Below are 19,050 nucleotides of genomic sequence, written 5' to 3' on the forward strand. Positions count from 1 at the left end.
GGTGCCTCTCAGATTATTCGTTGGCCTGCGCAGCCGGCGGGCTGGCAAGGATCTTTTCGATGTCCTTGGACTCATCGAGCCGCATCATCACGTGCACCAGGTCGCCGCCCTGCAATCGGGTGCGGCTCTCGGGGATGGTGCCTTCGCCGAAGCGGGTCAGATAGGCCACTCGTACCCCGGCGGCCGCTTCCAGCTCCTTGACCAGCCGTCCATACCAGTCGCGGTGCAGGGCAACTTCGGAAAGCACCAGGCGCCCCGATGGCTCCCGGAAGTCACCGCGCATCGAATAGTCGGGCAGGATCCGGCGCAGCACCTGATCGGTGCTCCAACGGACCGCGGCCACGGTGGGGATACCCAGGCGCTGGTAGATCTCGGCGCGCCCTGGATCATAGATGCGGGCCACGACATGGGGGACGTTATAGGTTTCGCGCGATACGCGAGTGGCGAGAATGTTGGAATTATCACCGCTGGATACGGCGGCGAAGGCATAGGCCTCATCGATTTTGGCAGCTTCCAGGGTGTCCTTGTCGAACCCCATGCCGGTGACCGTGGAACCTGAGAAGCCTTTGCTCAGCCGGCGGAAGGCATGCGGGTCCTGGTCAATGACTGCCACGGAATGCCCCGCTGAATCCAGCGTGTGGGCGAGCGAGACACCGACGCGTCCGCACCCCATGATCACGAAATGTGCCACCGAGAACTCCTTGGGTCTACTGCTTGCTGCATGTCCAGTGGCGCACACAAGCTGTGTGCTCCGAATGCAACAATAGCGCTGATCGCACCCAGTTTATCGGTGGTGCAGCACCCATGTGCCTTGCACCCTGCGATAACGTTGTGTCGTGCCTGCATTATTTGACGGTCTGAAGCGGATCTTGGTGGGCCGGCCTTTCAGAACTGAACAGCTGAAAAAGAAGCCGTTGCCACCTAACGTCGCGTTGCCGATTTTCTCGTCCAGCGCCCTGTCGTCCTTGGCGTACGCGCCAGACGAAATCTTGCTGACGCTGGCCATTGCGGGCATCGCGGCCACCGCGCTTTCGCCGATGGTCGGACTTGCTGTCCTTGCCGTGCTGGTGGTGCTGGTGCTGTCCTACCGGCAATCGGTCATGGAGTACCCCTCTGGCGGTGGCGACTACGAGATCGTGAAGAAGAACCTGGGTGCGCGCCCGGGAACAGCGGTCGCCGCTGCGCTGCTGGTCGACTTCGTGCTCACCGTTGCTGTGTCCAGCTCATCAGCTGCCCTGTACCTCGCCGCCATTTTCCCTGCAGTGGCCGAGTACAAGGCTTGGGTGGCTGCTGGACTTGTCGCATTCCTCGTGGTCGGTAATCTGCGCGGCAGAAGACAAGGGCGCTGGACCCTGGCCATTCCGGTCTACCTCTTCGTGATCGGCATGCTGCTGCTGGTCGCTATCGGCGGGGTGATGGCGCTGACCGGTACCCTCGGGCTTGCCCCGAGCGCGGATTTCACGATTGTGCCGGAAGAAGAGTTTGCCAATGGGCTGCACGGTGTCGTCGGTGCATTGCTGATCCTGCGTGCTTTCAGTACGGGTTCGGCGGCGCTGACCGGTATCGAGGTCCCGATCTCGAACGTGCAGACCCTGGCCAAGCCGCGGGCCAAGAACGCGGCGCGGATCCTGCTGGTGCTGGGCCTGCTCTCCGGGGTGCTGACACTTGGCACGCTGATGCTTGCCCGTGCCACCGGCATCAAGGTCGTCGCCGACCCGCAGGCCTCATTCTTGCTGGACGGTGCGCCGATCCCTGAAGGGTTCGTGCAGGTCCCGGTCCTTGGCCAGCTGGCGCAAGCCGTGTTCGGCGATTTCACCTTCGGCCTGGTCATTGTTTCGGTGCTGACCATTGCCGTGCTGCTGCTGGCCGGAAACCAGGCCTTCAACTCCTTCCCCCTGCTGGCCAGCCATCTGGCTACCGACGGCTTCCTGCCACGCCAGCTGCGTACCCGCGGTGATCGGCTGGGCTTCTCCAACGGCATATTGTCCCTGGGCGTTGCCGCGATTGCACTGGTGCTGCTGTTCCAAGGCGATGTCACCTTGCTGGTCCAGCTCTACGTGGTGGGCGTGTTCGTTTCCTTTACGCTCAGCCAGCTGGCCATGCTCAAGCACTGGAAACGCGTGCTGGTTCCCATTGCCGACCGCAGGATCCGTGCGGCCAAGCAGCGCAAGCGCCTGCTGAACCTGGTGGGCCTGGTCCTGTCGGCGCTGGTGCTGGTGGTCGTCTTGGCCACCCGCTTGGTCCACGGCGCGTGGTTGGCCGTGCTGGGCATTGCGGTCTTGATGGTGATCATGGATTCGCTGCAGCGCCACTACCAGAAGGTTGACGACGAGCTGGCGGTGGATGAGGACGTTGCCGCCACGGCCTTGCCCTCCCGGGTGCATGCACTGGTGCTGGTCTCCACCGTGCGCAAGCCGGTGCTGCGGGCCTTGGCCTTCGCCCGGGCTTCGCGTCCCTCGAAGCTCGAAGCAATCATCGTGGATGTGGAACGAAGCAAAACCGAAAAGACCCTCCGGGACTGGGAACGCCTGCAGATTCCGGTGCCGATCACCGCCCTGGCTTCTCCGTACCGCGATATCCCCGGGGCGCTGATTGAGCATATTCGTTCCATCAAGCGTGAATCCCCGCGGGAACTGATCGTCGTGTACATCCCTGAATACGTAGTGGGCCACTGGTGGGAACAGCTGGTGCACAACCAAACCGCTTTACGAGTGAAAAACCGGCTGCACTATGAACCGGGCGTCTTGATCGCCTCGGTTCCATGGCGCTTGCTCAGTGCCTCGCATGCCCTGGGCGGCGGGCCGACCGAAGAATCCTCGGCACACCGCTGAATTCAATGCTTCTGATGAAAGACAAGATCGATGACTGAAATACCAATGCTCACCGTCCTCCTGGGCAAGATTGCCCATGGCGGCCACACCGTCGCCCGCCATGAGGGCCGCGTGATCTTCGTGCGCCACGGCATTCCCGGAGAGCTGGTGAATGTGCGCCTGACGGACAGTGCGCCGGAGGCCAAATTCTGGCGTGCCGACGTCGCCGAGGTGCTCGAAGCCAGCGAGCACCGCGTGCCTCACTTCTGGGATGCCGCTGATGCCCTGAAGCATCGTGACCCGGTGGGTGGCGCAGAGTTCGGCCACATCACCCTTGAACATCAGCGTGAGCTGAAGTCGCAGGTTGCTGCCGAACAGATGACCCGTCTGGGCGGCCTGAAGGCTGAGGACTACAACTTCCCTGCGGTGCAAGCGGTCAAGGGCTCGGCCGACGGCCTGGGCTGGCGTACCCGGATGTCCTATTCGGTGGACGCCCAGGGCAAGCTCGCGATGAGCGCATTCCGCAGCAACCAGTTGACCGGCATCGCGCAGATGCCCTTGGCCCATCCGGCTATCGAGGCCACCGGCTTGTACTCTGTGGACTACAGCGGAATCGAGCGTGTCGAGGCCGCGGTATCCAGCCAGGATGACCAGACCGTGCTGATCCTGCTGGCCGAAGCAAATGCCGGCGCCGCGGCAAAGGTGGCAAAGCAGTTCCCGGAGGGTGTCAATGTCGCCGCTTTCAGCCAGCGGGGCGGCTCGGCGGCTGACGGCAAAGGCAGCTTGCAGACGTTGGCCGGTTCGGCGTTCCTGACCGAAAAGGTACTGGGGGAGAAGTTCCGGATTACCGGTGAAGGCTTCTGGCAGGTGCATCGAGAGGCGGCCAGCCTGCTTTCCCAGCGCGTAGTTGAACTGACCGAGCCAGCCGCTGGCGAGCAAATCGCCGACCTCTATGCGGGTGCTGGCTTGTTCTCCGTCCCGTTGGCTAAGGCAGTTGGCTCCCAGGGCCGGGTCTTCTCAATTGAAGGCGCTCCGGGCACGCATGCCGATGCGAAGAAGAATCTGCGCTCCTATTCGCAGGCCACGGTGATCCGAGGCCGTGTTGAGCGAGTGTTACGGCAGGTCGCCGGGGATGCCTCCCTGGACGCCGTGGTACTTGACCCGCCCCGCACCGGGATCGATAAGCAGGTGGCTGCGGAGCTGGCTTCCATTGCTGCATCCCGGATTTGTTACGTGTCCTGCGACCCTGCGGCTTTCGCCCGTGATACCGCGCGTTTGATGGGCCGCGGCTACGAATTAGAGCATATGGAGATTCACGATTTGTACCCGCATACCCACCATATGGAGTCCATCGGGCTCTTCGTGCGCCGTTAAACACCTGAAATTGTCCGATTAGACACGAATTCGGATGAAAATTTATTCCGAGGAGTCTTTTTATGAGCTTAGGCGATAGACTGTTTTTAGCTCTGCCACGCTAGGAGCCTGACTATCTCAGTTAGGAACTCCTAACTGGAATTACAGTGTGCGTGTGCAACAGAATGAGTGTCTGGCGAGAGGAGTCCCACGTGAGCAATGTGGACAGCTTCGGTGCCAAGGGCGTACTTGACGTCAATGGAACCGAATACGAAATTTACCGACTAAATACGGTTGAAGGCTCGGACAGCCTTCCTTACAGCCTTAAGGTTCTTCTTGAGAACCTGCTTCGCACCGAAGACGGCGCGAACGTAACCAACGAGCACATCAATGCACTGGGTCAGTGGGATGCTTCGGCTCAGCCGAACACCGAAATCCAGTTCACCCCTGCACGTGTGCTGATGCAGGACTTCACCGGCGTGCCTTGTGTCGTTGACTTGGCAACCATGCGCGAGGCCGTCAAGGACCTCGGCGGTGACCCAACCCGCGTTAACCCGCTGGCACCTGCTGAAATGGTTATCGACCACTCCGTGCAGATCGACACCTTCGGTTTCGAAGGCGCTGTCGAGCGCAACATGGAGATCGAGTACCAGCGCAACGGCGAGCGTTACCAGTTCCTGCGCTGGGGCCAGACTGCGTTTGACGACTTCAAGGTCGTCCCACCAGGCACCGGCATCGTGCACCAGGTCAACATCGAGTACCTGGCACGCACCGTCATGACCCGCGAGGTCGACGGCGTATTGCGCGCTTACCCAGATAGCTGCGTAGGCACCGACTCCCACACCACCATGGTCAACGGCCTGGGCGTGCTGGGTTGGGGCGTTGGCGGCATTGAGGCCGAAGCAGCAATGCTCGGCCAGCCTGTCTCCATGCTGATCCCACGCGTTGTCGGTTTCAAGCTGGCAGGTTCGATCCCAGCTGGCGCTACCGCAACCGATGTGGTGCTGACCATCACCGAAATGCTGCGCAAGCACGGTGTTGTTGGCAAGTTCGTTGAGTTCTACGGCGAAGGCGTGGCCGCAGTGCCACTGGCTAACCGTGCAACCATCGGCAACATGTCCCCAGAATTCGGCTCGACCGCCGCAATGTTCCCAATCGACGATGTCACCCTCGACTACCTGCGCCTGACCGGCCGCAGCGAAGAGAACGTGGCACTGGTCGAGGCTTACGCCAAGGAACAGGGCATGTGGCACGATCCAAGCCGCGAGATCCGTTTCTCGGAATACCTCGAGCTGGACCTGTCCACCGTGGTTCCATCGATCGCCGGCCCGAAGCGTCCACAGGACCGCATCGAGCTGTCGAGCTCGAAGGAGCAGTTCCGCAAGGACCTGCACAACTACGTATCGGACGCCGAGGACACCCAGGGCGCTGGCCGCCCATCGGTAGCCGTCGAGGTCACCAAGGAAGATGGCACCCAGTTCACCCTGGACCACGGCCTGGTTTCGATCGCTTCGATCACCTCGTGCACCAACACCTCCAACCCTTCGGTCATGCTGGCCGCAGCCGTACTGGCTCGCAACGCAGCTGACAAGGGCCTGACCTCCAAGCCATGGGTCAAGACTTCGGTCGCACCAGGCTCGAAGGTTGTAACCGAGTACTACGAGAAGTCCGGCCTGCTGCCATACCTGGAGAAGCTCGGCTTCTTCGTTGTGGGCTACGGTTGCGCAACGTGCATCGGCAACTCCGGTCCACTGGATGCCGAGATCTCCGAGGCCATCAACGCCAACGACCTCGCAGCTACCGCAGTTCTTTCGGGTAACCGCAACTTCGAAGGCCGCATCAACCCAGACGTGAAGATGAACTACCTGGCTTCCCCGCCACTGGTCATCGCCTACGCACTGGCTGGCACCATGGACTTCGACTTCGAGACCGACGCACTGGGCCAGGACGCCGAGGGCAACGATGTCTTCCTGAAGGACATCTGGCCATCGCCTGTCGAGGTCCAGGAGATCATTGACTCGTCGATCGACAAGGAAATGTTCGCTAAGGGCTACGACGGAGTCTTCGAAGGCGACGCACGCTGGAAGGCACTGGATACCCCAGAGGGTTCCACCTTCGCATGGGACGAGAAGTCGACCTACGCACGCAAGGCACCTTACTTCGACGGCATGACCGCAGAACCACAGCCAGTTGAGGACATCAACGGCGCTCGCGTGCTGCTGAAGCTGGGCGACTCGGTGACCACCGACCACATCTCGCCTGCAGGTTCGTTCAAGTCGGAAACCCCGGCTGGCCGCTACCTGATCGAGAACGGCGTGGATCGCAAGGACTTCAACTCCTACGGCTCGCGCCGTGGTAACCACGAAGTCATGATCCGCGGTACCTTCGCGAACATCCGCATCAAGAACCAGCTGCTGGACGGCGTCGAGGGTGGCTTCACCCGCGACTTCACCCAGGAAGGTGCTCCGCAGGCTTACGTCTACGACGCTGCAGAGAACTACAAGGCTGCCGGCACCCCGCTGGTCGTTCTTGGCGGCAAGGAATACGGCTCGGGCTCCTCGCGTGACTGGGCTGCCAAGGGCACCGCATTGCTGGGCGTCAAGGCCGTCATCACCGAATCATTCGAGCGTATCCACCGCTCGAACCTGATCGGCATGGGCGTTCTGCCGCTGCAGTTCCCAGAGGGCGAATCCGCTGATTCGCTGGGTCTGACCGGTACCGAGACCTTCGCGGTCTCAGGTGTGACCGAGCTGAACAACGGCACCACCCCGAAGACCCTGAAGGTTACCGCTACCGCACAAGACGGCAAGGTTACCGAGTTCGACGCAGTTCTGCGCATCGACACCCCAGGTGAAGCTGACTACTACCGCAACGGTGGCATCCTGCAGTACGTACTGCGCCAGATCGCCGCTGCCAACTAGCAGATCCACCTCGGCTCCGGTCGAAGCGAATCTCTAAGTAGTTCCGCATCGCGGGAAAACCTGAGACCCAAGGCAATTGCCTTGGGTCTCAGGTTTTTTAACCAGCCTTTTGCGCACTCAATTGACCATGGGTGCGGGCCGTGGATCGGGTGCGGGTGCCAACTTCCAGCACGCTGAAGCCTGACGTTTCCAACAGCAGCTCCAATTCCCCTGGCGGCCAATACCAGGCCGGGGCGACCTGGTGGCCAAAGGATTCTAGCTGATCCCCGGCAAAGAACCCGAGCAGCAGCTTGCCGCGTGGCTTGAGCACCCGGGCAAACTCGCCCAACAGCTGCGGAAGTTCGGCTGGAGGAGCATGGATTACCGAGTACCAGGCGAGCACCCCGGAGAAATGGTGGTCTTCGAACGGCAGCTGCGCCAGGTCTGCACGCAGGAAACCGGGCTTCAGGAAGTTGCGCCGTGCGAAGTCCAGAAACTCCGGAACGAGGTCAACGCCTGTAGCCGGCCGATGGGCATCGGCGATGAACTGTGTCCAATGCCCAGGCCCGCAGCCAGCGTCCAGGACCGGCCCCTCCAGCTGCCCCGCCCACGCCGCAATCAGCTCCCGGTCCTCAACCTCCGCCTGCTCGGGCGAAGCGAACAGATCGATATAGGCGCTGGCGAGACCCGAATAACTCGCTGAGACGTGACGAGGATCGAAGGAAGATGGCATACGCTCAGCTTAGCGTCGCCCGCAGGGAGCCTGGAGATCAATTGCTAGACTCGGGAATCACTTCCAGAAAACTGTTGACGGAGAGGAACTTCCGATGACGTCACCTGCCCTTGAAGATCTGCTGAATGCGGGCCAAGTGCACCAAGTGCGTTCCTGGCTCGGAGAGGCAACAGTCGTTTCGGACATGTCTTGGGGGCTGACAGACATTAAAGTCCTCCATTTGGATGCAACCGGAAAGCACTTCGTGCTCAAGACCGCGGGCGAAAGAAACCATCACATCATCCGGGAGCTGGAAGCACATCGCCGGTACACGCGTGTACTTGCCGAAGCTGGGCTGGCCGCGCGGCTGCGTTTTTCAAGCGATGCACACCGCTTGGCAGTGCTGGACTACCAGCCCGGAGAACTGTGCGTAGGGACAGAACATGAATACGCGCCGGATTCGCACCGACAGGCGGGACACGCGCTCAGGTTGCTGCACGATCAAGAACAGCGTGTTGCTCATGGCTACGAAGCCCGGCTGACGGCAAAATTCCTTCAGCTGCTTGAACGCAAGCACCGCATCGGTGCTTCACGGTGCCGGCAGATCAGGGACCTGTTCACCAGCTACGAGCCTAAATCCGTGGCCGTCGTCCCAACGCACGGAGACTGGCAGCCCCGTAATTGGCTCGTAGACCAAGGAAAACTGAAAGTCATTGATTTTGGACGTTTCGATTTCCGTCCAGCTTCCAGCGACTTCGCGCGGCTCTCACTACAGCAGTGGGTGGGGCATCCGGAGCTGGAACAAGCCTTCCTTCAGGGCTACGGCTATGATCCGCGCGAAGAATTATCATGGAAAATGATGCAACTACGTGAAGGCCTGGGCACGGCCGTCTGGTCTTATGAAGTTGGAGATGAATCCTTCGAAGCGCAAGGGCTGCAAATGCTGGCCGATACGCTGGACCGCAACTAGGCTCGCACGCGAACGGGCACATGCGTTCGGGGTAGTGAACGTCATTGCTAGGAAATTAGCACCAGCACGGACATTGACGGATAATGAAAGAAGCCTTGAACGCGGTAAACTAGGTATTTCGCATGGGCTTTCCAGTCTATTGTCGGCGAATTTGTGAAGGGGATGAACGTGTCTTTATTGAAGACCATCAAGAAACCAAGTGACCTGCGGGCGCTTACCCTCGAGCAGCTCGACGACTTGGCGGAGGAAATCCGCGGCTTCCTCATCGACAATGTTGCTCGTACTGGCGGCCATTTGGGTCCCAATCTCGGTGTTATCGAGCTGACCTTGGGCATCCATCGTGTCTTCGATTCCCCAACTGACTCCATCGTCTTCGATACGGGACACCAGTCGTATGTGCACAAGCTGGTTACCGGACGCCAGAATTTCGAGACCTTGCGCCAGCAAGGAGGCCTGTCGGGCTACCCTGACCGCGGTGAATCAGAACACGATGTGGTTGAGTCCTCCCATGCTTCCTCCTCGCTGTCGTGGGTTGATGGAATTTCCCGCGCCAACAAGCTGATGAATAACAATGACCGCTACGCCGTAGCCCTGGTGGGCGATGGCGCCTTGACCGGCGGCATGGCCTGGGAAGCAGTCAACAACATCGCTGCCGACAAGGACCGCAAAGCAGTCATCGTAGTCAACGACAACGGCCGCTCCTACGCCCCGACCATCGGCGGCCTGGCCAACCAGCTTTCGGGACTGCGTCAGCAGCTGGACAAGTTCCGTACCCACCCGGCCTACGAGAACGCCATGGACAAGCTCAAGGTCAAGCTCAAGGGATCCGGGCCAGTAGGCGATTTCACTTACAAGTCCCTTCACGCCACCAAGAAGGGCATCAAGGACTGGTGGGCACCGCAAGGCCTGTTCGAGGACCTGGGCCTGAAGTACATCGGCCCGATCGATGGCCACAACCAGCGCGCAGTAGAAGAAGCGCTGCAGCAGGCCAAGCAGTACGCGGGCCCAGTGCTCGTGCATGCCCTGACTGAGAAGGGCCACGGCTACGCTCCGGCCCGCGCCGATGAAGCTGACCAGTTCCACGCCGTTGGCGTGATCGACCCAATCACCGGTCTGCCGGTTTCCAAGTCCAGCGCGCAGAGCTGGACCAGCGTCTTCGGCGAAGAGATCGCGGCGGTGGCCAACGAGCGCGAGGACATTGTGGCGATCACCGGTGCCATGCTGCAGCCAGTGGGCCTGAAGAAAATGTCCCAGGAACACCCTGAACGCGTCATTGACGTGGGCATCGCCGAACAGCACGCCATGACTACTGCCGCCGGCCTTGCCTTTGGCGGACTGCACCCGGTGGTCTGCGTCTACGCGACCTTCCTCAACCGTGCCTTTGACCAATTGCTGATGGACGTGGCCCTGCATAAGGCCGGTGTCACCATCGTGCTGGACCGCGCTGGAGTCACCGGCCCGGACGGCGCCAGCCACCACGGCATGTGGGATATGGCGCTGACCCAGATCGTGCCTAACCTGCATCTGGCTGCTCCGCGCGATGCCGACCGCCTGCGGGAGGAACTGCGTGAAGCCCTGGACATCAATGATGCGCCAAGTGTCGTGCGATTCTCCAAGGGCTCGGTGGGTGAACCCATCGAAGCTGTGGACCGCCTGCCAGATGGCGTGGATGTTCTGGCACGCTTGGGGGACCGTTCCGCACCGGATGTTCTCATCGTTTCCGTGGGCGCCATGAGCGAGCTTTCGCTGGATGTCGCAGAACGACTGAACAGCCAGGGCGTATCGGTGACCGTGGTGGATCCTCGTTGGGTTCTACCAATGCCAACCTCGGTGATTTCACTGGCAGCCCGCCACCGCATTGTGGTCTGCATCGAAGATGGCGTCCGAGCCGGCGGTGTGGGTTCGCGCTTGCGCACCGAAATGCGTGCAGCGGGTGTCGATACGGCTCTGAACGAAGTAGGTTTGCCTACCGAATTCTTGGCGCACGGAACTCGGGCTGAGGTCTTGGAACGCGTTGGACTGACTGCACAGCAGGTAGCCCGCGATACCCTGGCGCAGGTTCTGGGAACCAAGGTTCCATTCGCCCGGCCCCTCCCTGGACAAGACCTACCTACCGGTCAGATTCCGAAGCTGTGAGCCTACCGTCCGGCTGCCCGGTAGACCTGCCCCGTAGCCCAGAAACTATCGCCGAGGGTTCCTTGGTGGTAGCGCGCGCCTGGAAGTATGATTCCAGCCCGCACTGGGTGGTGCCCGGATTTTATCTCGGACAGGACAAATACGGACATTGGCTTCACCAGCCGGCCGGCGCACTGGTAGCCCGTCCGGGCACCGCACACTTGGCAGCGAGTAATGCGCTCTGCCTGATTCCACACTCGGGCCAGTGGATTGCCACCCTCTATGCGGATGCACTGGAAGATTTTGATGTCTACATCGACCTGTCCAGCAACATCGGATGGCGACGGATGAAGCGTGGCGCTTGGGAAGTCAACTCCATTGACATGGATTTGGACGTGATTCGTTCACGTAGCCAAGGCGTGTTCCTTGATGATGAAGATGAATTCGCCGAACATGAAATAGGCATGAACTATCCAGCTTCCCTAGTTCGTAGTATTGGAAGAGAAGCTGGACTGTTGCTCGGCACCGTGATCAACAACGATGCACCGTTCAATGCCGAACACCGCGCCACCTGGCAATCCAAGGCTGAGCGCCTAGCCGCACAGCTTGCCGAAGCCTCCAAAAATTTAGATAACTAAGCACACCGTAGACCCAAGGGGTAATCACATGGCGATCATTCGCACCTACCGGATGAACGAAAAGAACGAACTGGAATTCCGCGAAGCATGGTTCCAGCAGTTCGAGGACGATGAATTGGGTCAGTTCGTGATCAATCACGGCACCGTGGGACATATGTCCAAGACCAATGAAGTCCAGGACGTAAACACCGACCGCGCCGACGAATTGTTCGCTGGTTTCGCTGAAGCCTGTGCTGCCGAAGGCTATGCAGAGATCAAGGAAGAAGATCAGTCGTGGGTTATCGTGCAGTACGCGCTGAAATCGGCAAATGGCACCGAACGCGACCAGTACCTGGACAAGAAGGCCAAGGAAGCGCTGACCGGCCACTTGGCATGGCGCGGACTGGGCACGGTGGAGTCCAGCGATTTCGGTAACCGAAAGCTGAACATCCGAGTCCTATCGCCAGCTCCAAAGCTTGCAGTCGCTGCGATCAAGACGTGCATCCGCGAAGCCAAGCTGGACTTCACCAAGATGAGTATCGGTGTTGCGCCCTATGCGGAATTGAACAAGCTGAAGATGGCGCACCCGATGCCACCAAAGCCGATGTCCATCGACTGATCACGAATGATAAGCCCCATAGTTGCGACGCAGCCAATGCAGGCAGCGGACCACCCGGCCATCCGTCGGCTGTCGGAGAGTTTGGGGCGTCAGGCTGAACCTGGAAATTGGGGCGCTGGTGAATGCCAGGTAGTCGTCAAGAACCCGGCCGGAGAGCTGCTTGGCTGGGCTCGAGCCCATTGGTGGGAGCCTGCTGATCCGTTGGCGCCAGCTGGCTATTACCTTGCCGGGATCGAGGTTGCCTGCGGATACCGGCAACGGGGCGTGGCACGAAGCCTAACCGAGGCCAGGCTGTCATGGATTGCGCAGCGCGCTTCGACCGCATGGTGCGTGGTCAACGCGCAGAATACTGCGTCTTTGGCGCTTCATCGTGCCCTGGGATTCGAAGAAGTAGCCCGGGCTCCACGGTTCGGTACTGTGGTTTTTAACGGCGGCAGTGGCCTGCTGTTGTCCAAGGAAGTGGTGTCTTCGCGCGGCCCCGCGAAAGCACAGGTTTAAACGAGCAGGAAACAAGGAGAAATGATTCCACAAGAAGACCGGGACGAGACCCCCGGCGCCCAGCGTAAAGTCCCGCGGATGGGAGCAACCCGCACGCCGTTGCACCTGGTTTTCCAGGCTTGCGTCGGTGTCATCATCGGCATTGGAGTGGTGTCCCTGCTTTCTGGCCTCGCCCCAGTGCAGGTTGCCTTGACCGGTGTTGTCATTGCCATATTGGTGTGGATCGTTGAACAGGGCTTCCGCCTGCCAGAACCGAATACCAAGCAGGGAGCACGTGTCCGCATGGTACTTCGACTGATTTCCTTGATTGGTTTCACCATCGCGGTGAGCCCGCTGCTGTCCTTGATCGAGGGCTGACAGCCTGCAACCCAGGCTAGTCCCGGACGTTCACACGTCTGGGACTATTTTTTTGCGCTGACCGGTTTCCGGGCAGAATAAAAGATCGGCCAGGTTCTCCCCGTGATGGGAGAACCTGGCCGATCCTCTAGCTAGGCGTTGGCGCCTAGTCGGTGCCTGCGTCGAATGCAGCAGACTCGATAGCACGGTCGGTAGCCAGATCTTCGCTATCAACCGGGGTTGCGTTCACGATGTCATCAGCGCCACCGGCTTCCAGCGAGCCGACTAGTTCAGCGGTGGTGCCGCCAACCAAGCCCATGGTGGCGTACTGTTCCAGGCGGCCGCGGGAATCGGCGATGTCCAGGTTGCGCATGGTCAGCTGGCCGATGCGATCCACTGGGCCGAAGGCTGCATCGCCTACGCGCTCCATCGAGAGCTTGTCCGGGTGGTAGCTCAGGTTCTCGCCCTCGGTGTTGAGGATGGTGTAGTCGTCGCCGCGGCGCAAGCGGATGGTGACGGTACCGGTGATGGCCGAGCCAACCCAGCGCTGCAGCGATTCGCGCAGCATCAGGGCCTGCGGGTCCAACCAGCGGCCTTCGTACATCAGGCGGCCCAAGCGGCGGCCTTCGTTGTGGTAGCTGGCTACGGTGTCTTCGTTGTGGATCGCGTTGACCAGGCGTTCGTAGGCGATGTACAGCAGTGCCATTGCCGGTGCTTCGTAGATGCCGCGGGACTTGGCCTCGATGATGCGGTTCTCGATCTGGTCGCTCATGCCCAGACCATGGCGTCCGCCGATGATATTAGCTTCGTTGACCAGAGCCACCGGATCGGTGAACTCCTTGCCGTTGATGGCTACCGGGCGGCCAGCGACGAAGGAAACCGAGACATCTTCGGTCTTGATCTCTACGTTCTCGTCCCAGTACTTAACGCCCATGATCGGCTCAACTGACTCGATGGAGCTGTTCAGCAGTTCCAGGGTCTTGGCCTCGTGCGTTGCGCCCCAGATATTGGCGTCGGTTGAGTAGGCCTTTTCAGCCGAGTCGCGGTAAGGGAAACCGTGCTCCTGCAGCCACTCGGACATTTCCTGGCGTCCACCGAGCTCTGCAACGAAGTTGGGGTCGAGCCATGGCTTGTAGATGCGCAGCTTGGGGTTGGCCATCAAGCCGTAGCGGTAGAAGCGCTCGATGTCGTTGCCCTTGTAGGTCGAACCGTCGCCCCAGACATCCACGCCATCTTCGCGCATTGCGCGGACCAGCAGGGTGCCGGTGACGGCGCGGCCCAGCGGGGTGGTGTTGAAGTAGGTCTTGCCGCCGGTGCGGATGTGGAAGGCGCCGCAAGCAAGTGCTGCGAAGCCTTCTTCAACCAGAGCAGGCTTGCAATCAACCAGGCGGGAGTTCTCTGCACCGTACTCCAGAGCACGGCCAGGTACGGCGTCGATATCTGGCTCGTCGTACTGGCCGAGGTCGCCAGTGTAGGTGTAAGGGATGGCGCCCTTGTCGCGCATCCAGGCTACTGCCACCGAAGTGTCAAGGCCACCGGAGAACGCGATACCTACGCGCTCGCCTACAGGAAGATTGGTAAGAACTTTAGACATGTTTCCATCCTAATGGATAAATATGCAATGCAGTGAATTGTGCTGTGAAATGTTGAGCAGAACTACCTACCAGATAGCCTATGGGTATAACCTCGCTCAGTGAAGCGGATGAACAAACCAACAGATGAGGTGTCCATGGAATTCCGTCAGCTAGGCCGCAGCGGCCTGAGTGTTTCCGTCGTCGGGCTAGGCTGCAACAATCTTGGCCGCGCAGGAACGGCGACCGAAACCCAAGAAGGAACCGACGCGGTTATCCACGCGGCGCTTGACGCGGGTATTACTCTCTTCGATGTCGCGGATGTCTATGGCAAGGAACCGGGGCTATCGGAAATCCGTCTGGGCAAAGCGCTTGGGCAAGTACGCAATGACATCGTGCTGGCCACCAAATTCGGCATGGATATGCAGGGCGCAAATGGCCCGGACTTCAATGCGCGTGGTTCGCGCCGTTATATCGTCAAAGCAGTCGAAGCATCGCTCAAGCGACTCGGTACGGACTACATCGACCTGTATCAGTTCCATACCCCAGATGCGAACACTCCCATCGAAGAAACCTTGCGGGCCATGGATGACCTGGTCACCAGCGGCAAAGTTCGCTACATTGGCCATTCCAACCGGACCGGCTGGCAAATCGCCCAAGCGGAGTACGTGGCCCGTGAATTGGGAACCGAGCGATTCGTCTCGGCGCAGAATCACTACAACCTGATTGACCGCCGTGCTGAACTGGAAGTGCTTCCAGCGGCTCGTGAATTCGATCTGGGCGTCTTGCCCTACTTCCCGCTGGCAAACGGCCTGCTGACCGGCAAGTACTCCAAGGGGCATGCCCCTGAGGGCAGCCGGCTGACTCACGCGCGTCAGCATCTCGTGGAAACCAGCGATTTTGAGCAGTTGGATCAATTCGACGCCTTTGCTGCCGAACGGGATCTGACGCCGATCGAATTGGCGTTCTCCTGGCTGGCAGCGCAATCGCCGGTGGCCTCTGTGATTGCCGGTGCCACCCGTCCTGAGCAGATTCGAGCCAACGCTGCAGCTGTGCGTTGGGTACCGAGCGCTGCGGAACGGGCCAAGATGGATGAGCTCTTCCCGGCCCCAGAGAAGGTTGCACTGTTCTAGGAGTATCTCTAGCAAGCACTGAAGGCTGAACCCCATCCGGGTTCAGCCTTCAGTGCTTAAAAAGTGCTGGGAAACTACTCTGCGGCGGTGACGTAGGCGACGATGTCGTCACCTTCAATTGCCGCCGCGTAGCGTGGCAGTGCTGCGATAGCTGGACCTGCGTCCACGGTACCGTCAGCGGGTGCGAATCGTGAGCCATGGCAGGCGCAGTAGAAATCTTCCTTGCTGGACTTCGGGCTCACAGCGCAGCCCTGGTGGGTACAGACGTTCGAGTAGGCCAAAACGGTCTTCTCATCCTTGCGGAAGAGCAAAACGCCTACTTCTTTTCCGGAAGGATCCTTGGCTGGAGCGAGTGCACGCGATCCGATGGCAAGGTCCGTGGCCTTCATGAGGGCCTGTCCTTCGCCTGTTGGTTCAGGAATCGGCAGTGCCTCGGGGGTGTCAGCTTCAGAATGTCCATCGCCGCAGGCGGTGAGCAGTGCGGCGGAACCAAGTGCTGCCGAGGCGCACATGAACGTACGACGGGCTGGTCGGGCAATGTCAGTCATGCACCTATTCTGGCAGAGATCTCTGTGCCGGCGCTAAGAGCAAAGCGCCCGTGTCAGGAGGATGCGGCATGTGGTGAGTTTGATCGGCGGGGAGCGGTCTGCATGCGTTCGCCAGGCGGTATCGAATACTATGAATATTTATGCAGTGTTTTCGAAGTCGCGAGAGTATCCATAGCGCCGGGTGCTCCCTCGGCATGGCTCTGAATCCCGCACTTTGGAGAGGTTAGTAATCCAGGTGGGGCATTTCGGGTGGTGTAATTGGGGCATGCCCGCCCGTCTCCCAGTGGGGAATAGAACGGCCAGAACTAGATATTTTTTATCCCGGTTTTCCGCACTTATGTGCGCACCGTTACACGCATCTGCAAGGTAGTCCCGTGATTGATACAGGCGATGGGCTGATTCAACATCGTGCCCATGCCGGCCGATCGGTGAGTGGGTTGCCCCGCTGCCTTGCGGCGGAAGATTCGAATATCTTTGCATTCATGCTAATATTTGTATGTAGTTAGTTGAAGCTACTAATTTCGGAGAGAGCTTTCGCTGTTTTCCTGTCCGGCGTTTTATCGCCGACTGAGTTACTCCGCGCAGTAATCGCGTGTTGAGTTCCGGGTAGCAGCCCTCCGATGGAAAACCGGCGGTATTCGCCAACACGAGTACCGCGCCTGAACTGACCCGAAGCGCCATTGCGCGCCAATATGGATAGCCGCAAGTGCGATGCAGGCAAACCATGGGTCCGGATTCACGTTGTGAAGCCAAAAGCGCTAGGTCTGGAACGAATCCACGAGCTGGTGCTCCCCGTGACTAGGGATGAACGATACGAATGAGAAACGAACGAAACTTGAGTGTAGGGAAGTGGTTCATGGGCCCAGGGGCTTGTGCGCGTCGGCTGAAATTTACCCCTTGCGATGAAATCTCGCAGGAAGACGTGCAGGATAAGTCGCCGGTTGAGCATTTAGCTCCCGGCGCGAATCTCATCACTGTCTATTAGAGGGAGGTGGCGCGTGAATAACGAAATAGTGCAGTTCAGCGCCCTAACTGTTGTCTTGCTATTGGTGCTCTTCTACGGAGGCACCTTCTTTATTTCCACCCGAATCGGAAAGAAAAAAGAGAACGCCGACGACTACATGACGGCGGGAAATAAAATTGGATTCGGCATTTCCGCTGCAAGTATGACGGCTACCTGGATCTGGGCTTCGTCGATGTACGCCTCAGCCACCTCCGGGTACACCTATGGAATCTCCGGTCCGATCCACTATGGGCTCTGGGGCGCGTTGATGATTCTGTTCATCTACCCATTCGGCAAGCGGATTCGCAAGGTCGCGCCCCGCGCGCACACCCTCGCCGAGGTCATGCATGCACGCCACGGCCGCTCCAGCCAGCTGATGCTGGCCGGGTCGAATATTGTCGGTTCGGTCATCTCGTTGATGTCCAACTTCATCGCCGGTGGCGTATTGATCTCGATGCTCTCGCCGTTCAACTTCATCCAGGGCGTGCTGGCCGTTGCCGGTGGCGTTCTGCTCTACACCCTGTGGTCCGGGTTCCGTGCCTCGGTACTGACCGACTTTGTCCAGGTCGTAGGCATGCTGGGCGCTGTAGCAATTATTGTCCCAGTAATCTTCTTTGCCTCAGGGTTCCCGGCCACATTCGAAACCGGTGCGAGCAATTTGACCCCGCAGCAGTCCAATTTCTTCTCTTCTGAAGCATTCTTGGGCCAGGGCGCACCATACATTGCCGCTGTTCTGGCCTACGCAATTGGCAACCAGACCATTGCCCAGCGTCTCTTCGCAGTACGCGAGGACCTGATCAAGCCAACTTTCATCACTGCAACCATCGGCTACGGCGCGATGGTCATTGGCGTGGGCATGCTCGGCGTGCTCGCCCTGTACATTGGGTTCGAGCCATCCGGTGGCGACATGAACAACCTCATCCCTGAGATGGCAGCCAGCTACCTGCCAGGTGTACTGCTGGCGCTGTTCTTCATCATGATCATTGGTGCACTGTCGTCAACTGCTGACTCGGACTTGGCAGCCCTGTCCTCGATCATGATGGCCGACGTGTACGGACAGAACGTCGCAGGCAAGGACAAGGCCGATCCGAAGAAGATGCTGCTCATTGGCCGTGCGACCATGGTCGTTGCCACCGCATTGGCCGTCGCTTTCGCGAGCATGCAGCTGAACATCCTGGACCTGCTGGTCTTCGTAGGAGCTCTTTGGGGCGCGCTGGTCTTCCCAGTTCTGGCCAGCTTCTACTGGAAAAAGGTCACCAACAAGGCCTTCACCGTTTCAGTACTCGTTGCACTGGCGATCTTCATCCCGGTTCGCTTCGAACTGATCCCAGTCAATGGCGTCACCGGCTTGCTGATCGAGCTGCTGTCGGTGATCGGCATCGGCGTGGTCTTGGCATTGATGAGCTTCGGGTTCTTCGGCCTGCGCGTTGCCAAGATTGTCGGTGTCGTCGCGATGCTGGCCAGCGCACCATTCGTCTTCGGTTTCCTGCGCGACTACACGACCTTGAGCGCCTCGCTGGTTGCCTACTCGGTCAGTACCATCGTCTGCTACCTGCTGTCGTTCAGATCGAAGATGGAATTCGACTTCGATGTCATCGCTGTACGCACCGGCGACTTCGACGCAGTACCTGGAAAGCCTGACGCTGCAGATGCCGGACACGATGCCAAGAGCCTGGGAGGCAAATAATGACGACGTTTTTCTTGAGCCTGTACGTACTGGTATGGCCAGTTATAGTGGCCGGAGTACTGTTCTTCATCAGCAGGGGCTTTATCCAGGAATGGCTGGAAGCCCGCCGCAATGGTGAAGACATCATCTAGTAACCGGGCACGCGAAGCGGCGCTCCATGGAGCGCAGGAACCCCGTA

General features: G+C 59.6%; 16 protein-coding genes. 12 read left to right on the forward strand and 4 right to left on the reverse strand.

Translation table 11 applies throughout. The features are described 5' to 3' along the window. Positions 1-13 precede the first annotated feature (13 nt). Positions 14-691 (reverse strand): TrkA family potassium uptake protein, encoded by a 678-nt coding sequence (locus tag ACIQTS_RS02185; RefSeq protein ID WP_133834263.1) that lies wholly within the window; start codon positions 689-691, stop codon positions 14-16. A gap of 145 nt (positions 692-836) precedes the next feature. Between ACIQTS_RS02185 and ACIQTS_RS02190 the strand changes: the two genes are divergently transcribed. The 3 genes from ACIQTS_RS02190 (at position 837) to acnA (ending at position 7,084) form a co-directional block, all read left to right on the forward strand. Next, positions 837-2,831, forward strand: coding sequence for an APC family permease (locus ACIQTS_RS02190; protein ID WP_402470874.1), 1,995 nt, complete (start codon positions 837-839; stop codon positions 2,829-2,831). Between the two features lie 30 nt (positions 2,832-2,861). Further along, complete coding sequence (locus ACIQTS_RS02195) at positions 2,862-4,184, forward strand: class I SAM-dependent RNA methyltransferase (protein ID WP_400288227.1); 1,323 nt, start codon at positions 2,862-2,864, stop codon at positions 4,182-4,184. Positions 4,185-4,348: 164 nt separating this feature from the next. Next, positions 4,349-7,084: an aconitate hydratase AcnA gene (acnA, locus tag ACIQTS_RS02200; protein WP_402470877.1), complete on the forward strand. Its 2,736-nt coding sequence runs from the start codon at positions 4,349-4,351 to the stop codon at positions 7,082-7,084. A 97-nt stretch (positions 7,085-7,181) separates the two neighbouring features. On the opposite strand, the gene ACIQTS_RS02205 is transcribed toward acnA, so the two are convergent. After that, a complete protein-coding gene (locus tag ACIQTS_RS02205) occupies positions 7,182-7,796 on the reverse strand; it encodes a class I SAM-dependent methyltransferase (protein ID WP_400288224.1) in 615 nt (204 codons plus the stop codon). Positions 7,797-7,890: 94 nt separating this feature from the next. Here ACIQTS_RS02205 and ACIQTS_RS02210 point away from each other — a divergent pair, with 94 nt between their 5' ends. The 6 genes from ACIQTS_RS02210 to ACIQTS_RS02235 all read left to right on the forward strand — a co-directional run bounded on the left by ACIQTS_RS02210 (position 7,891) and on the right by ACIQTS_RS02235 (position 12,951). Further along, on the forward strand, positions 7,891-8,745 hold the full coding sequence (locus ACIQTS_RS02210) for a phosphotransferase (RefSeq protein ID WP_402470880.1): 855 nt from the start codon (positions 7,891-7,893) through the stop codon (positions 8,743-8,745). Between the two features lie 168 nt (positions 8,746-8,913). After that, a complete protein-coding gene (gene dxs / locus ACIQTS_RS02215) occupies positions 8,914-10,881 on the forward strand; it encodes a 1-deoxy-D-xylulose-5-phosphate synthase (protein ID WP_402470883.1) in 1,968 nt (655 codons plus the stop codon). A gap of 65 nt (positions 10,882-10,946) precedes the next feature. Continuing rightward, positions 10,947-11,498 (forward strand): DUF402 domain-containing protein, encoded by a 552-nt coding sequence (locus ACIQTS_RS02220; protein WP_286134572.1) that lies wholly within the window; start codon positions 10,947-10,949, stop codon positions 11,496-11,498. A 28-nt stretch (positions 11,499-11,526) separates the two neighbouring features. Beyond that, positions 11,527-12,096 carry a hypothetical protein gene (locus ACIQTS_RS02225; RefSeq protein WP_133834259.1) on the forward strand — a complete coding sequence of 190 codons (570 nt, stop codon included), beginning with the start codon at positions 11,527-11,529 and terminating at the stop codon, positions 12,094-12,096. Between the two features lie 6 nt (positions 12,097-12,102). Further along, a complete protein-coding gene (locus ACIQTS_RS02230; protein ID WP_133834258.1) occupies positions 12,103-12,594 on the forward strand; it encodes a GNAT family N-acetyltransferase in 492 nt (163 codons plus the stop codon). Positions 12,595-12,615: 21 nt separating this feature from the next. Continuing rightward, on the forward strand, positions 12,616-12,951 hold the full coding sequence (locus ACIQTS_RS02235; protein WP_400288215.1) for a hypothetical protein: 336 nt from the start codon (positions 12,616-12,618) through the stop codon (positions 12,949-12,951). A gap of 145 nt (positions 12,952-13,096) precedes the next feature. Here the strand turns inward: ACIQTS_RS02235 and argG are convergent, their stop codons facing one another. After that, entirely contained in the window at positions 13,097-14,524 is a 1,428-nt protein-coding gene (gene argG, locus ACIQTS_RS02240; protein WP_400288213.1) for an argininosuccinate synthase, read from the reverse strand. A gap of 135 nt (positions 14,525-14,659) precedes the next feature. On the opposite strand from argG, the gene ACIQTS_RS02245 reads away from it, so the two are divergent. Beyond that, a complete protein-coding gene (locus tag ACIQTS_RS02245; RefSeq protein WP_400288746.1) occupies positions 14,660-15,634 on the forward strand; it encodes an aldo/keto reductase in 975 nt (324 codons plus the stop codon). Positions 15,635-15,708: 74 nt separating this feature from the next. Here the strand turns inward: ACIQTS_RS02245 and ACIQTS_RS02250 are convergent, their stop codons facing one another. Further along, entirely contained in the window at positions 15,709-16,182 is a 474-nt protein-coding gene (locus ACIQTS_RS02250; protein WP_400288211.1) for a Rieske (2Fe-2S) protein, read from the reverse strand. A gap of 998 nt (positions 16,183-17,180) precedes the next feature. Here ACIQTS_RS02250 and ACIQTS_RS02255 point away from each other — a divergent pair. Further along, positions 17,181-18,872 (forward strand): sodium:solute symporter family protein, encoded by a 1,692-nt coding sequence (locus ACIQTS_RS02255; protein WP_402470888.1) that lies wholly within the window; start codon positions 17,181-17,183, stop codon positions 18,870-18,872. Beyond that, positions 18,872-19,003, forward strand: coding sequence for a putative transporter small subunit (locus ACIQTS_RS02260; protein WP_219844114.1), 132 nt, complete (start codon positions 18,872-18,874; stop codon positions 19,001-19,003). The genes ACIQTS_RS02255 and ACIQTS_RS02260 overlap by 1 nt, the downstream gene beginning before the upstream one ends. The last annotated feature ends 47 nt before the right edge of the window (positions 19,004-19,050 follow it).

The organism is Glutamicibacter sp. NPDC090743 (assembly GCF_044769125.1).
Taxonomy (GTDB): Bacteria; Actinomycetota; Actinomycetes; order Actinomycetales; family Micrococcaceae; genus Glutamicibacter.

Coding starts and splice junctions, on each gene's coding strand:
- ACIQTS_RS02195 (WP_400288227.1), top strand. CDS start 2,862: ATGACTGAAATACCAATGCTCACCGTCCTCCTGGGCAAGATTGCCCAT.
- acnA (WP_402470877.1), top strand. CDS start 4,349: ATGAGTGTCTGGCGAGAGGAGTCCCACGTGAGCAATGTGGACAGCTTC.
- ACIQTS_RS02205 (WP_400288224.1), bottom strand. CDS start 7,796: ATGCCATCTTCCTTCGATCCTCGTCACGTCTCAGCGAGTTATTCGGGT.
- ACIQTS_RS02210 (WP_402470880.1), top strand. CDS start 7,891: ATGACGTCACCTGCCCTTGAAGATCTGCTGAATGCGGGCCAAGTGCAC.
- ACIQTS_RS02225 (WP_133834259.1), top strand. CDS start 11,527: ATGGCGATCATTCGCACCTACCGGATGAACGAAAAGAACGAACTGGAA.
- ACIQTS_RS02230 (WP_133834258.1), top strand. CDS start 12,103: ATGATAAGCCCCATAGTTGCGACGCAGCCAATGCAGGCAGCGGACCAC.
- ACIQTS_RS02235 (WP_400288215.1), top strand. CDS start 12,616: ATGATTCCACAAGAAGACCGGGACGAGACCCCCGGCGCCCAGCGTAAA.
- argG (WP_400288213.1), bottom strand. CDS start 14,524: ATGTCTAAAGTTCTTACCAATCTTCCTGTAGGCGAGCGCGTAGGTATC.
- ACIQTS_RS02245 (WP_400288746.1), top strand. CDS start 14,660: ATGGAATTCCGTCAGCTAGGCCGCAGCGGCCTGAGTGTTTCCGTCGTC.
- ACIQTS_RS02250 (WP_400288211.1), bottom strand. CDS start 16,182: ATGACTGACATTGCCCGACCAGCCCGTCGTACGTTCATGTGCGCCTCG.
- ACIQTS_RS02260 (WP_219844114.1), top strand. CDS start 18,872: ATGACGACGTTTTTCTTGAGCCTGTACGTACTGGTATGGCCAGTTATA.